Source organism: Sphingobacterium chuzhouense, assembly GCF_014692525.1.
Classification (GTDB): Bacteria; Bacteroidota; Bacteroidia; order Sphingobacteriales; family Sphingobacteriaceae; genus Sphingobacterium; species Sphingobacterium chuzhouense.
Genome location: NZ_JACNYL010000002.1, coordinates 860,464 through 874,909, shown reverse-complemented (window position 1 = coordinate 874,909; position 14,446 = coordinate 860,464). Strand labels below are relative to the sequence as shown.

The 14,446-nt window shown below is 41.9% G+C and carries 11 protein-coding genes; 6 read left to right on the top strand and 5 right to left on the bottom strand.

Annotated features, from left to right (window positions below):
* Window positions 1-26: 26 nt before the first annotated feature.
* Together nosZ and H8B21_RS10155 are read right to left on the bottom strand one after the other, a co-directional pair.
* Window positions 27-2,006, bottom strand: a complete 1,980-nt coding sequence (gene nosZ, locus H8B21_RS10160) for a Sec-dependent nitrous-oxide reductase (RefSeq protein WP_190313635.1) — start codon at window positions 2,004-2,006, stop codon at window positions 27-29.
* 43 nt (window positions 2,007-2,049) lie between these two features.
* The gene (locus tag H8B21_RS10155) at window positions 2,050-2,526 is read right to left on the bottom strand and encodes a c-type cytochrome (RefSeq protein ID WP_190313634.1); all 477 of its coding nucleotides are present in this window, start codon (window positions 2,524-2,526) and stop codon (window positions 2,050-2,052) included.
* Between the two features lie 255 nt (window positions 2,527-2,781).
* Here H8B21_RS10155 and H8B21_RS10150 point away from each other — a divergent pair, with 255 nt between their 5' ends.
* Window positions 2,782-3,402, top strand: a complete 621-nt coding sequence (locus H8B21_RS10150; RefSeq protein WP_190313633.1) for a Crp/Fnr family transcriptional regulator — start codon at window positions 2,782-2,784, stop codon at window positions 3,400-3,402.
* The gene (locus H8B21_RS10145; RefSeq protein ID WP_190313632.1) at window positions 3,402-4,643 is read left to right on the top strand and encodes a hypothetical protein; all 1,242 of its coding nucleotides are present in this window, start codon (window positions 3,402-3,404) and stop codon (window positions 4,641-4,643) included. The genes H8B21_RS10150 and H8B21_RS10145 overlap by 1 nt, the downstream gene beginning before the upstream one ends.
* A gap of 41 nt (window positions 4,644-4,684) precedes the next feature.
* Here the strand turns inward: H8B21_RS10145 and H8B21_RS10140 are convergent, their stop codons facing one another.
* The 3 genes from H8B21_RS10140 to H8B21_RS10130 form a co-directional block, all read right to left on the bottom strand.
* Entirely contained in the window at window positions 4,685-5,446 is a 762-nt protein-coding gene (locus H8B21_RS10140) for a DUF4397 domain-containing protein (protein ID WP_190313631.1), read from the bottom strand.
* A gap of 159 nt (window positions 5,447-5,605) precedes the next feature.
* Window positions 5,606-6,715 (bottom strand): DMT family transporter, encoded by a 1,110-nt coding sequence (locus H8B21_RS10135; RefSeq protein ID WP_190313630.1) that lies wholly within the window; start codon window positions 6,713-6,715, stop codon window positions 5,606-5,608.
* A gap of 7 nt (window positions 6,716-6,722) precedes the next feature.
* Complete coding sequence (locus H8B21_RS10130; RefSeq protein ID WP_223814952.1) at window positions 6,723-7,205, bottom strand: Lrp/AsnC family transcriptional regulator; 483 nt, start codon at window positions 7,203-7,205, stop codon at window positions 6,723-6,725.
* 416 nt (window positions 7,206-7,621) lie between these two features.
* Here H8B21_RS10130 and H8B21_RS10125 point away from each other — a divergent pair, with 416 nt between their 5' ends.
* The 4 genes from H8B21_RS10125 to H8B21_RS10110 are packed head-to-tail and all read left to right on the top strand — an operon-like array spanning window position 7,622 to window position 14,385.
* On the top strand, window positions 7,622-10,543 hold the full coding sequence (locus tag H8B21_RS10125) for an FAD-binding and (Fe-S)-binding domain-containing protein (RefSeq protein ID WP_317170387.1): 2,922 nt from the start codon (window positions 7,622-7,624) through the stop codon (window positions 10,541-10,543).
* A gap of 45 nt (window positions 10,544-10,588) precedes the next feature.
* Window positions 10,589-11,230 carry a hypothetical protein gene (locus tag H8B21_RS10120; RefSeq protein ID WP_190313629.1) on the top strand — a complete coding sequence of 214 codons (642 nt, stop codon included), beginning with the start codon at window positions 10,589-10,591 and terminating at the stop codon, window positions 11,228-11,230.
* Between the two features lie 12 nt (window positions 11,231-11,242).
* Window positions 11,243-12,058, top strand: coding sequence for an alpha/beta hydrolase (locus H8B21_RS10115; protein ID WP_190313628.1), 816 nt, complete (start codon window positions 11,243-11,245; stop codon window positions 12,056-12,058).
* Between the two features lie 8 nt (window positions 12,059-12,066).
* Complete coding sequence (locus tag H8B21_RS10110; protein ID WP_190313627.1) at window positions 12,067-14,385, top strand: TonB-dependent receptor; 2,319 nt, start codon at window positions 12,067-12,069, stop codon at window positions 14,383-14,385.
* Window positions 14,386-14,446 lie beyond the last annotated feature (61 nt).

Genomic DNA, 14,446 nt, shown 5'->3' with positions numbered 1-14,446 from the left:
TTTTCACGTCGTATATAGTTAGATGGTTACGTTGTTGGTTTGCTTTCGCCCGTATAATATTTAATAGGCGTGCTACTTCCTTTTGGTGAAACCCTGACGTAGCCAGACATTTCTTGGTGTAAAGCCGAACAAAAATCTGTACAATAGAAAGGGAAAATACCCGTACGGTCAGGAACCCATTTTAACGTGGTTGTTTCACCTGGCATAATCAAAAGTTCCGAGTTGTTTGCACCTTTAATAGCAAAACCGTGTGGCATATCCCAATCCTGTTCAAGGTTGGTGACATGGAAGTAAACTTCGTCTCCCATTTGGATACCCTCAATAACGTCTGGCGTGATATGGGAGCGTATCGTTGTCATGTAAACGCGTACGATATTACCCTCGCGTACCACTTTTGCTTCTGCTTCCCCATTTGTTTTGTATGGGTGTTTGTTCGCATTGATGTCGTAAATTTGAAGCGACTTATCCATCAACAAGTTGGCAGGTAACGCCTGCGCATAGTGTGGCTCGCCGATAGTCGGGAAGTCGAGCAACAACTCCATCTTATCGCCGCTGATGTCAAACAATTGTGCACTATGGCAAAGCTCTGGCCCGGTAGGCAAGAAACGATCTTTTGTGATTTTATTGTAAGCAACTAAATATTTACCGTAAGGGTTTTTCGAGTTTCCGCCAGCTACCATTAAGTGTCCAACAGAGTAATAAGTAGGCTGTCTGTCCAAAACCTCTAACGTTTCGATATTCCATTTTACAACTTCGGAAGAAACGAAGAATGATGTATAAGCATTTCCTTTCTCGTCAAACTCGGTGTGTAACGGACCCAATCCTGGTTTTTCAACTTCGCCGTGTAGGGCTGATTCGTATTTTACGACCGGAATACCATCGTAGCGCTCGCTTTCAAAATCACTATTGCTAATCGCGTTTTGAAGTTTTTCAAAACTGAATACGGGGATTAACGCTGCAAGTTTACCACTACCTACGATGTATTCTCCCGTTGGGCTCACGTCGGCGCCGTGAGGCGATTTCGGACAAGGGATTAAATAGGCCAAGTCTTCAAATTCTGTGATGTCCAGTACCGTAACTTCTGTTTTGATCTCGTGTGTTGCAGAATGTGTATGCTCATCCCATTTGTTGTGCGCATAGCGTACGTTGGTTTGTTTTTTGCCTCTTCCTGCTTTGAAATATTCTTCGGCTTTCTTCCAGTTGATCGCCATAATGAAGTCTTTATCGTTTTTCGACGCGTTAACCTCCAATAAGGTGTGAGCTTGCTCTGAGTTGTAGCAACTGATGAAGAGCCAGCCATTGGATACACCTTTACCAGCACTGGATAAATCGAAATTTAATCCTGGAGTTTTCAACTGAAAGGCGATGTCAAATTCGCCACTTTCCTTGTCTACGCTCACAAAGCTGATATGTCCTTTAAAGTTCTCTTTATAAGAATCGATAGCTACGTCTCCCTCACCATCCGGTGGAACACTGAAACGTGTCGCGGCAATGACGTATTCGGAGTTCTCTGTTGTAAAGGGCGAACAGTGATTACCACCCGTATTCGGAATCTCGATGATTTCGTCCGTGCGGAAAGTCTGTAGGTTGATTCTTGCCAAACGTGGGGTATTGTTGGAATTCGCAAACATCCATTTACCGTCGGGCATTCCGTCTGTGAAAGAAGACTCGATATGGTGTAAGTCATCCCATGGGACAAATCCGTGTGACGTTTGCAACATCGGTTTGGTTTCTTCGCTAAAGCCCCAACCTTTTTCAGGATCTACAGAGAATACGGGAATGACACGGAATAAACGGCCGCTAGGCAATCCGTATACACTCATCTGCCCACTGAATCCACCGGATACGAAATTGTAAAACTCATCGTACTGCCCGGGAGGGATGTACGTTCTCTGTGCTGCATCGCCTGTTACGGCGTTGCCCGCTCCTTTTGGACGACACGCCTGAAAGGACGTCGCCATGGTCGCCGCAGCAAGGCTTAATACTAGATACTGTTTTAGTTTCATAGTTTTATGTATTTTATGCTAACAATTAATTATTATTTTTTTGTTATTTAACGCCGTCGTTCTGACGCATAAACTCTAAGATACTCCGAGCTTCTGACTCGCTTAAGTTCTGGTTAGGCATACGCACTAAACACAATTCTAACTGCGCCTGTAATTCGGGGTCTTTATCAATCATCGGATCGGGATTCGTAATGAAATTCATGATCCATTCTGGTTTATGTTTTTCGGAGACGCCAGCCCATCCTGGCCCTACCAGACGTTCCTCTGTATATTTATGGCAGCTAGCGCATTTGACGTCAGCAATAGTTTTACCTTCTTTGGCCATAGCCACATCCAGCTTGTCGCCCACTTCTACGGCATCAAATTTACCTTCACCACGTTTGGGATCGTATTGGCTTGCGTCGGATGTCTTGGCTTTTTCTTCTGGAAATGAGCGTTTCGTTTGCTGTTCGTTGTTACTGTTGGAAGAACAGGCATATAAAAAGATGCCGATAATACCGAGGGTGATGATTTTTTTCATGGTCTTTTCAATTATGTTTTTATCTGATTCTCTCTGTAATATTTGTTTTACAAATTTACTTTCGGGGTCAGGTTCATTTTATGCGTTCAGTCATAAAATGACTTATATAGTAATTGTTTTTTGTTGTAAGTATTTGTATTTTAGATTGTTATATGTCTATTTGATTCTTGTCACTTATTCGTGTGACCTATGTCAATTGATTTATCGTTGACAAGCCCTTCCTTTGTAAGAGGATTATCTATAAAGTCGAATGTTATGATTCCTGTCGATTTACTTTTGCAAAAAGGAGCAGCCTACCGGAAAACAGAACCCGGAGAGATTATCTTTAACGAGGGCGGAATTGCGACTTATTATTATCAACTGGTATCGGGCCGTGTAAGATGGTGTAACCTTATGGACGACGGGCGTGAAGTACTTCATAAGGTTGTTGAGCCCGGTGATGTTTTTGGTGAACTCCCCCTTTTTGATGATGGGGTATACGCAGCGAATGCCATATCCGATACAGCCTGTACCTTATTGCGGCTGCGAGTTGATACGTTTAAACAGTTATTGGAGGATCATCCAGCCATTCATTTTGATTTTTCCAGATCAATGGCGAGCGACTTACGTTTTAAGTTTATGTTGACAGATATCATTAGTCGAAATTGTCCCGAAGATATTATTACGTTATTAATTCAATATCTTAATCAGGAGAAGAAATTGATTTGCCAAGAATGCAATCGCTTAATGTTGACGCGACAGCAACTAGCGAACATGACTGGTTTACGGGTGGAGACCATCATACGGGCAATAAAAAATATGGAGCGAAATGAACGTTTGAGTATTGTAAAGGGAAAAGTTTTTATTCCTGCAGATGGCATGGGGGGGATTTCGTGATGCTAGGTTTTATTAGGAAATGTACTATTCGCCGTTGGCTTATCATTGCTGTCCTCAACCTGTTGATGGTGGCGGGGGCGGGGCTTTTGATGCGTATAAAGATGATCTTTCCTTTAGCATGGGCTAATCAAAAGTACATTATGCACGCTCATTCACACTTTGCTTTCGCCGGATGGGTATCCCATGCTTTAATGGTCTTGATAATAATGGCTATATTTCGTTTGCGTGCAAACAATCCTTTGCCTTTGCGCTATCAATATATCATTACTGCTAACCTATTTGCATCTTATGGTATGCTTATTTGTTTTGCAGTGCAGGGGTATGGGTTATATGCGATCATCTTTTCTACGTTAACCTTGCTGATATCTTTTATTTTCGCGGGATTCGGTTGGCGTGATATAGGGCAATCTACTGTCCCGTTGGTGGTGAAATATTGGTTTAAAGCTTCATTGTTCTTTTCTGTGCTATCGTCTCTAGGTACATTCTCACTGGTAAGATTGATGGTTACACAACAGTTAGACCCCCTAAAGCAATTAGCATCGGTATATTTTTACCTCCATTTTCAATACAACGGATGGTTTCTGTTCGGCTGTGTGGGTTTATTTCTTTATTGGCTTTATGACAGTAGTGGGGTAGTCGCTTGTAGTAAAAAGCTTTTTTGGCTGTTCTTTTCTTGTGTTATTCCGGCCTATTTCCTTTCCGTTTTGTGGTGGAAGGCGTTTCCGGATTGGCTATATATAATTGTCTTAGTCACCGTCTTGCTGCAAGTAAGCGTATGGATTTGGTTTGTACGCCATGTTTTGCTGTCTCTTAAAGGAAGGAAAATCTTGCAGATGATAAATCCAACAACTAAAATCATTTGGACAGGAGTGGTGACAGCTGTTTTTCTTAAAATATTATTGCAAGCTGCCTCAGTGATACCATCGTTGAGTCAACTGGTATATGGCTATCGGCCTATTGTGATTGCTTATCTCCATTTGGTGCTTTTGGTTATCATTTCGCTTTTTATTTTAGGATTTGCTTTTCAGATGCAGATCTTACGTCTAAGCCAGATGGCGCATCGATGGATGATGGGATTGGCAATTGGTGTTGTACTCAATGAACTTATTTTGATGGTACAAGGGATTGGCGGATTATTGAAAACGTATATTCCGTTAACCAATCATTTTCTGGTGCTCGCTGCGGGGATTATGGTGGTTAGTATTTGTGGTATTTTGTGGAAACAACGGAAATTCCAGTAGAGACACACAATCTTGTATCTCTACTGAATATCAACATATAATTAATGATGTTCGACGACACCAATGTATAATGGGGTATCCTCATCGTTGGCTTTACCTGTCAATATGATGGTGTAATATGAGTGGTACCGTTGGCCGTTTATTAACTCGCTTCTTTTTAATTCCCTTCCTTCTCTTGTTGCCAGTACGTTGCCACTTGCATCAGTGACTTTAAGCGTATAAGTACCGCTTGTTTGTGCTTGGAAGGCTTGGTGTGCTACCACTGAAGCACCTGTTTCGATAGGTCGATTACTGTACAATGGTTCATCTTCGCCTTCGATAAGTAAATTTACAGCGTCTACACCGTGTGCCAGGTTCAAGAAACGTATACCGGATTCATTTTCAGTTAAATTTTCCACGACCTTATCCTGCGTCATCGCAAATTTAGGCTGCGCGTTCGTGCCGTATACAAAAGAGGTATATCCACTGTCAACTTTAATGGTCAATGTCGTGTCTATTAAGACGCTTTGGTCAACGTTATGGTTTGTTATCGTTAATTTACGGTTGCCCGGATGCAATAGTTGTGCGCCAGAAAACTCTTGATATGGCAGTACCATGAGCTTACCGTTTAAAGGGTTACTAATGACATTGCCGTCTAAACTGTACAATAGACCCGACGTCGCATCAGGATAGGCGTTTACGAAATACATAACACCCGCCGGCGGATTATTCCATGGACCATCATCATTATCTTTCAAACAACTGCTAAAAGTGAAGGCACTGATAAGTAATAAGAAACAAAATTGTAGTGATAACTTTTTCATTGTATTAAATTGTTTTCCATATCCTAATGAACTTTCATACAACCTTTTGCCAGTCTCTTCCTTAGATAGTAGCTTATGCAAGTTTCATTTGCTCGATATGTTTTGGAATTAATACGAAATACGCTAAGAAAATGCTACACCTTAAAAAAATATTTTTTATTAGTCTTCCCTGTTCGTAACCTCTTTTTTCTTTTCGTGTCTTTGATTGAAATTGGATAATGCCATAATCCGTGGGATGCTGCTTTGTGGTGCCAATTCGCGTAGCTTTTTTATCCGTTTAGCACGTTTATAAACCTTGACTTTTTTATTGTTTTTGTAAAGATTCCAATTCATTAACAAGACACTACCCAATACGACAACTAAGCCTATAATCTGCAAGGAAGTCACACGATGGTTGGTGAAATAGTGTGCTAATAGCAAAGCTACAATGGGGTTTATATACGCGTGTGTGCTAACCTCGGTAGTCGGACGATACTGGAGCAACCATATATAGCTGCCGAATGCTAAAATAGAACCCATGGTTGCGAGATATATAATAGCTCCCCAGTCTTCAGGCAATACATCACGTATCTGAAAGCGGGCGTATTCGCCATTTACAGTAGCAACCACAGTAAAGGCGATACCTGCGCAAACCATCTGCCAAGCAGTTTTTACCATGACGTGTATATCTTCTTCTCCACGCTCCTGCATCTGCCGGGTTCTTTTTTCCCTACTATATTTGGATGCCAAAGATCCTATTGTCCAGGCAATTGTCCCGCAGACAAGGACGAACATGGCTGTTATCTTCATGTTTTTATCTCCCGAAGCATCCTGTGCAAAAAGCTGTTCGGCAAACAACATAAAAACACCCAAAAAGCCAAAAATCAATCCTAAAACCGTAGGTAAACTGGAAAAATTCTCTTTCCATTTTGGCTTGTCAAGAACAACAAACCATATCGCTGTCGCTGCCGCGATAATGCTGACGATACCACTCGATATATACTGTTCTGACCAGATAACGGCAGCCATATCGACAAAGAGCAATAAAAATCCTACAAAGAGCGCATCCTTAACAGCCGTCTTCGCGAAAAGCTTATATCCTTTAGCATAACAATATCCCATCAAGAGGGAGCCTGCTAAGATAAACCGGATAGAACCCAGGACGAAGGGGCTAAAACTATGCAATGCCTTTTCTATAAAGAAAAAGGTAGAACCCCACACGATGTATACTACAAGGTATGCAAAGATAATACTGCTTGTGGCTGGCATATTTTGATTTCCTTTTGTCATATTCGTATTAATCTTCTGTTGGAATAACGAGTTTTTGTTCTTCTTTTACTGTCTCTAAAACGATAGTGGTACGTGTGGAAATAATTTCTTCTATTTTTCCTAGTGAATTGCGCATCAGATCTACTAATCCGGATGCATCATTAGTGCGTACCTTAATGAGATATCCGTCGTCACCTGCAATATCATGGACCTCTTGGACCTCCGGAATTTTAGCTAAGAGCAATCCTACTTTTTGCGTTCCAATTGGATCCTGTGCTTTGATGAAAATGAAAGACAGTAACTTCTGGTCAAGCGCATCCGGATTAATTTTCGCATTGTATTGTAGGATGACCTGCTTCTGTTCCAATTTCTTAACCCGCTCGAGAATCGCAGAAGGTGCCATTCCCAGCTCCCGCGCAATATCCGCATTGTTCGTGCGCGCGTTTTCTTGCATAATACGCAAGATCTGATAATCAATTTGATCTAAGCTAAACTCCATTTTTGTCGTCATGCTGCAAAGATAAGTTTTTGTGAATAATATTCAAAATATAATAATATATACAGAATAATATTCTTATAATATTATTTATTAATGATTATTGTTTACTATTTATGTGTTTTATAAAATTGTGCAAAAATCTTTTTCAGTCTCTTTTTCGTCTACGCAAATGCACAATCCCCCCTTAACAATAAAATGCCGCATCCGAACTATTCTCGATGCGGGATAAGTGCGGGGCAGTGGGACGCATTAAATGTTTTACAACTGTACAAATTCATCCTTGGTACTGCCCTACATGTAAAAGATTCAAAGCGGCGACGTTTATGAACATGTGTCTATTTTGGTGTTCATGAGCTCCCGTTGGTCGGTTTGCTTCTTTTTACGGGAAAAAGAACATAAATTTGTTTCTGTCAAATACGAGAACAAACGTGCAGATTATAGATGAACTAAACCGACTATCTTCCCTACTAACGGGAGAGTTGTTTTATTTACCCGAGAATCCAAAGCATCAGACTATGCGGTTGGCTTATGCAACCGATGCGTCCGTGTACCAGGAACTTCCGCTTGCTGTGGCAATCCCACAGGGCAAAGATGACTTGAAGAAACTTATTTTGTTTGCTGGAGAACAGCATCTAACGCTCATTCCGCGGACAGCAGGTACGTCACTGGCCGGTCAGGTGGTGGGAAGTGGTATCGTGGTTGATGTATCTCGTTGTTTTAACCAGATATTGGAACTGAATGTCGAGGAACGTTGGGTGCGTGTACAGCCCGGTGTTATTCGCGATGATTTAAACAGCTATCTCCGGACGCATGGATTGATGTTCGGCCCCGAAACTTCCACAGCGAGCCGTGCAATGGTTGGGGGTATGATCGGTAACAATTCATCCGGCTTGCATTCTATCGTTTGGGGGGATACCCGCAAGAATTTATTGGAAGCGAAGGTGTTGCTCGACGATACTTCGGAAGTAATTTTTAAGGCTTTAGATGAAGCTGCTCTTTTTGAAAAGCTAGCGTCCCAGACACGTGAAGGCGAAATTTATCGGCAACTGAATACGTTGCTGTCGCTTCCGGAAAATAAACAGGCGATTGTATCGGGATATCCTAAAAAAACATTGACCCGACGAAATACGGGATATGCGTTAGATTTTCTGGTGGACAATGAAAAACCATTCAACTTATGTGATTTGTTGGCGGGGTCGGAGGGAACGATTGGTATAGTGACCGAAGCCAAGTTAAGTTTGATGCCCCTTCCTCCCAAAGAGATTGGTTTGTTGTGTGTGCATTTTGCTGACATGGTAGAATGTATGGAGGGCAATATTGTCGCATTATCCCATTATCCTGAAGCGTCCGAATTAGTTGATAAATATATTTTGGATTTTACCGTAGGGCATCCGACGTATCAGTATAACCGCTTTTTTATCGAAGGGGATCCACAGGCGTTACTCATTGTCGAATTTCGTGCAGACAACGAGGCGGAGGTTTACCAGAAAGCGGAAGCATTGAAAAAAGATCTAATCGATAAAAGTCTTGGCTACGCGTATCCTTTTGTTATTGGGACGCAGCAAACTAATTTGGTTTGGGATGTGCGTAAGGCGGGATTAGGTCTGATACGTAATCTGCCTGGCGATGAACAACCGGTTAATCTCATTGAGGACTGTGCAGTTTCTCCCGAAGATCTGCCCGCATATGTAAAAGATATACAAGTTTTACTGAAAGAGGAAAACGTACATGCTTCCTATTATGCGCATGCCGGTGCCGGTGAATTGCACATCGAACCGTTTATCAATCTAAAAACCACAGAAGGACGTCGGAAATTTCGGACGATATTGGAACGCACCACGGATTTGGTGTTGAAGTACAATGGTTCATTGAGCGGTGAGCACGGCGATGGACGTTTGCGAGGTGAGTTTATTGGAAAAGTATTGGGCGAACAAGTGTATCAATTGCTGCAGGAGACAAAAGCAATTTTTGATCCTCGGGGCATATTCAATGCAAATAAGATCGTTAATACGCCACCAATGGATACGTCCTTACGTTATGATAAGGTGGTGGATGGTAGGCAAATAAAAACCTATTTTGATTTTACGAAAGATGAAGGAATTCTACGCTTAGCGGAGAAATGCTCTGGTTCGGGTGATTGCCGGAAAACGGAAATTACGGGTGGCACGATGTGCCCGTCGTTTATGGCGACCCGCAATGAAAAAGATACGACAAGGGCAAGAGCCAATATGCTTCGTCAATTTCTGACAAATTCGACGAAGACGAACCGGTTTGACCATGAAGAGATAAAGGAAGTGATGGATTTGTGCTTAAGCTGTAAGGCATGTAAAAGCGAATGTCCGTCGCGTGTAGATGTGGCTAAGATGAAAGCCGAGTTTTTGCAGCATTATTATGATGCACACGGCGTGCCTTTCCGCTCGTCTGTCATCGCTAATTTCACCAAGAGTCAGCGATTAGGTTCTTATGTCGCGCCAATCTATAACTTTGTTGTCAACACACCGTTTCTTGCCGATGTGGTAAAATCGGTGGTTGGATTTGCTCCCAAGCGCTCCTTGCCAACCGTCCATTTCACTACGTTATCCAAATGGGCACGGAAGCAGCCTGTACAAAACCGCAAACGAAAAGTTTATCTGTTCAGTGACGAGTTTACGGAATATAACGATACGGCGATTGGCATAACAGCACATAAATTGTTAACCTCATTGGGATATGACGTCATTATACCGAAGCATGTAGAAAGTGGACGGACGTATTTATCCAAAGGTTTTGTCAAGGAAGCTAAGAAAATTGCCGAAAGAAACGTAGAACTCTTAAAAGATCTGATAACAGAAGACACACCGCTTTTAGGGATAGAACCGTCGGCGATCATCACGTTTCGGGATGAATATGTAGAGTTAGTAGGTACGCATTTGCGGGTTGAGGCGCAGACATTGTCTAAGTATACGTTAATGATTGACGAGTTTCTTATCAGAGAAATAGAACTTGGAAGGATCCGGCAAGAACAGTTTACAAAAGGGACGAAAAAAGTTAAATTGCATGGACATTGTTATCAAAAGGCATTTCATCTAGTTGGTTATACAGAAAAATTATTGTCGTTTCCCCAAAATTATAGCGTGGAGGTCATTCCTTCAGGCTGTTGTGGTATGGCGGGTTCTTTCGGCTATGAGGAAGAACACTATGAGGTATCGATGAAAGTCGGGGAACTCGTGCTGTTGCCTGCAGTGCGTGCTACGGATGAACAAACCCTTATTGCTGCTGCGGGAACATCCTGCCGCCATCAAATTAAGGATGGCACGGGACGGAAATCGTATCATCCCGTAGAAATATTATATGACGCTTTGGTACAGTAAACAATTTATTCGTATTTTGTGATTCAATAAACAATACATTTGGATATGAAAACTACATTTTTACAGGCAGCTGCGGTCATGATGCTGGCATCGACATTAACGGGCTGTGGAAATAACCAAAAAGATGGCGAAAAAACGACGGAGGAGGCATTGACAGCCAACCTTAGGCAGTATGTAGCCACTTCTACAACGGATAATCCAGCAATATTTTTATCGTTGGTGAAATCGACAGAAACGGAATCTTCGATGGTATATACTGCAAAATCTTTGAACGACAAGGATACGCTCGCACTTCAAATCGAAATCAGCAAAAATATTCCGGGAGGTATATTTGAAGATGGAGAGGTGAACGAGGAAAAAGCCTTCCAGGAGGGGGCTATCAAATTTAGTTCAGTTGGAGAAGAATCAGACAATTTTGTAAAGGCTATAGCGGCTCTTTACGAAGAACCGGTTGATAATGGGATGACAGATGCTGTACTAGAGCCTCTAGTATTCTCTTCCAATAAAACCGCCGTGGATTTAACGGGCAACGGGACTTATGCATTTAAGCTATTTTTTGCTAACAGTGTAGGCGAAGAAGCAGAAGTGTTTGCGGAATTGAATCTGTACAACCGCTCCTTTAAAATGTGGGCGAAAGATGCGGAGCAACATCCACGGATATTGTCGGCGTTTACAGGTGGTTTGTAAGAAAAGTTGGGCATGAAGAAACATATTTTTCTTTTGCTGGCAGTAATTGCCAGTATACTGCAATTACATGCGGCAACGGTTGATACAATCACTGTACGGAGCGCACGGATGGGTAAGGATGTCAAAGCTGTTGTTGTTTCTCCAGAAAATAAAAAGGCAACCTCTACACTTTATTTGCTGCATGGGCATTCGGGTAATTACGCCAGTTGGCTGAAAACCGCTCCTCATATCAAACAACTTGTGGATACCTACGGATATATGGTCGTTTGTCCTGACGGCGGTTTCAATAGTTGGTATTGGGATACGGAAGATAAAGATTATCAGTATGAAACATTTATTACCAAAGAACTTGTACCTTTTGTTGAGCAGCAGTATCAGGTTGGATCCGACCGTGTCAATCGGGCGATAACAGGATTGAGTATGGGGGGGCATGGTGCTTTGTATCTAGCTTTTCGTCACCAAGATCTATTTGCTTTCGCAGGTAGCACATCCGGAGGTGTAGATATTCGTCCTTTTCCAAATAACTGGAGCATGAAAAAACATCTCGGTGATTATCACGAAAAACCGGAGGTTTGGGACGCACATACGGTTATCGAATTAACACATCTCATTAAGCCGCAATCGCTTAATTTGTTTATTGATTGTGGAACAGAAGATTTCTTTTTTCAAGTGAATAATAAGCTACATGAAAAGCTTACTTATATGAATATACCGCATCACTATCTCACCATGCCGGGTAAACATAATCACGAATACTGGGCGAAATCCATTGATTTTCAAATGGCTTTTTTTGCGCAGTGTTTCCAAGATCAAAGCGTAAAGAAATAAGTCGTTAGATGAATAGGTTGTGGTTGATTTTTGTGGTTCTGTTTATGGGTATAGATGCTTTTGCGCAACAAGTCGTACTCAGTGGAATCGTTCGTGACGCCGGCTCGGGAGAAACATTAATCGGTGCGGTTGTCTCGGTGGAACCAGGTAGGCAAACAGCTAGTACCAACGCGTACGGCTTTTATTCATTAACACTTCCGGAGGGAAAGCATCAGGTTACCTTTAGTTACATTGGTTACCAATCCTACTCGGAGGAGATTGATTTAAGCAGTAGCCAACGTTTAAATGTAGAGCTCCGGCGAGGGGATAACACATTAGAGGAAGTGGTTGTCTCTGCAGAGCGGAAGGATAATAATGTTTCTAATCCGCAAATGGGCGTACTTAATTTTACAATGGAAGAAGTTAAGAATGTTCCTGTTGTTTTTGGTGAAAGGGATTTGCTAAAGACCATACAACTGTTGCCCGGGGTGCAGAGTGCCGGAGAGGGGACATCTAATTTTTACGTCCGTGGCGGTGGTGGTGATCAAAATCTTATTTTGCTTGATGAGGCAACGGTCTACAATGCCTCTCATTTATTGGGATTTTTCTCTACGTTCAACTCCGATGCGATTAAAGATGTGCAGCTTTATAAAGGTGGTATCCCGGCTCAATTCGGAGGGCGTATATCGTCCGTCTTAGACATCGCGATGATGGATGGCAATCAAAAGAAATTAACAACGGAAGGGGGAATAGGCTTGATCGCTTCCCGTCTGAAAGTAGAAGCTCCTTTAATCAAAGATAAAAGCTCGTTTATGATCAGCGGACGCCGAACCTATGCCGATATGTTCTTAAAGCTGTCAAATGACGAAGATGTCAAGAAAAGCAAGCTCTATTTCTATGATCTCAATGCGAAACTCAATTTCAGGTTTAATGATAAGAACACGCTCTATCTATCGGGTTACTTTGGAAAAGATGATTTAGGCTATTCCAACCTCTTTAATTTTGATTGGGGAAATGCTACAGCAACAGTTCGATGGAATCATATTTTTAATGATAAACTCTTTAGTAACACCTCACTGATATATAGTGATTTTAGTTATAATGTACAGGTATCTAGCGATGATAGTAACTTTGGTATAGCATCCAAGATCCGTAACTGGAATTTTAAACAGGATTTTTCCTATTATCAAAATCCGATAAGCACTTGGCGTTTTGGTGTCCATGCTCTGCAACAGTCCATTTACCCTGCCAGTATAACAGCAGGTGAGAACACATCCGTTAATTCCGTTGACGTGGACAGTCGTCAAGGAATAGAGGCCGCAGCATATGTGTCGCATACCTGGAGTCCGGCTGATTGGCTGTCATTGCTGTATGGCGTTCGCGTTAACGACTTTATGGTGATGGGTCCGGGTACATTTTATACCTATGACGAAGATGGGGAGGTTATCGCAGAACAATTTTATAACAAAGGAACAGTAGCCAGGCATTATTTGAATATCGAACCACGTTTTTCGGCTAGTTTCCTGTTAAGTGAGCGACATAGTATCAAAGCATCTTACAACCGTATTGCACAAAATCTACATCAATTGACCAACACAACGGCAAGTTTGCCTACGGATCAATATGTGGTGAGCAGTTTGAATATTAAACCGCAAATCGCTGATCAGGTTGCTGTAGGGTACTTCCGGAATTTTAAAGACAACCGATATGAATTTTCGTTAGAGACCTATTATAAATACATGGATAACCAGATAGATTTCCGAAATGGAGCCGATTTGCAGGCTAATCAATATCTGGAAGGTGATCTGTTGTACGGGATCGGGAGATCTTATGGTATCGAAGCATATCTTCGGAAAAGTACAGGCAAGTTGCATGGATGGATCAGTTATACCCTGGCAAGAAGTGAACGTAAGTTTGACGAGATTGACAATGGACAATGGTTTAGAGCACGTCAAGATAGAACACATGACGTTTCCGTGGTCAGTATGTACGAACTTTCGAAAAAATGGACGTTGGGAGCGACGTTCGTATATCATACGGGAAATGCCGTGACGTTTCCGAGTGGTAAATATGAGGTTGATGGAAAAACAATGTTCTATTATACCGAGAGGAATGGCTATCGTATGCCCAATTATCATCGGTTGGATTTGTCAGCTACTTATGAGCCTGTCCTCTCTGATAAGCGTTTTCGTTCGAGTTGGACATTTGGTGTCTACAATGCTTACAATAGAAAGAATGCGTACATTATTGACTTCCGTGAGAACAAGAACAATACAAATATAACGGAGGCATATAAAATAGCGCTCTTTGGTATTATTCCGTCCGTTACATGGAATTTTAAATTCTGATAATATGAATGTAAAGAGCTACATCTATATATTATGCACATTGTTATTTTTTTCCGCGTGC

Coding starts and splice junctions, on each gene's coding strand:
- nosZ (WP_190313635.1), bottom strand. CDS start 2,006: ATGAAACTAAAACAGTATCTAGTATTAAGCCTTGCTGCGGCGACCATG.
- H8B21_RS10155 (WP_190313634.1), bottom strand. CDS start 2,526: ATGAAAAAAATCATCACCCTCGGTATTATCGGCATCTTTTTATATGCC.
- H8B21_RS10150 (WP_190313633.1), top strand. CDS start 2,782: ATGATTCCTGTCGATTTACTTTTGCAAAAAGGAGCAGCCTACCGGAAA.
- H8B21_RS10145 (WP_190313632.1), top strand. CDS start 3,402: ATGCTAGGTTTTATTAGGAAATGTACTATTCGCCGTTGGCTTATCATT.
- H8B21_RS10140 (WP_190313631.1), bottom strand. CDS start 5,446: ATGAAAAAGTTATCACTACAATTTTGTTTCTTATTACTTATCAGTGCC.
- H8B21_RS10135 (WP_190313630.1), bottom strand. CDS start 6,715: ATGACAAAAGGAAATCAAAATATGCCAGCCACAAGCAGTATTATCTTT.
- H8B21_RS10130 (WP_223814952.1), bottom strand. CDS start 7,205: ATGACGACAAAAATGGAGTTTAGCTTAGATCAAATTGATTATCAGATC.
- H8B21_RS10120 (WP_190313629.1), top strand. CDS start 10,589: ATGAAAACTACATTTTTACAGGCAGCTGCGGTCATGATGCTGGCATCG.
- H8B21_RS10115 (WP_190313628.1), top strand. CDS start 11,243: ATGAAGAAACATATTTTTCTTTTGCTGGCAGTAATTGCCAGTATACTG.
- H8B21_RS10110 (WP_190313627.1), top strand. CDS start 12,067: ATGAATAGGTTGTGGTTGATTTTTGTGGTTCTGTTTATGGGTATAGAT.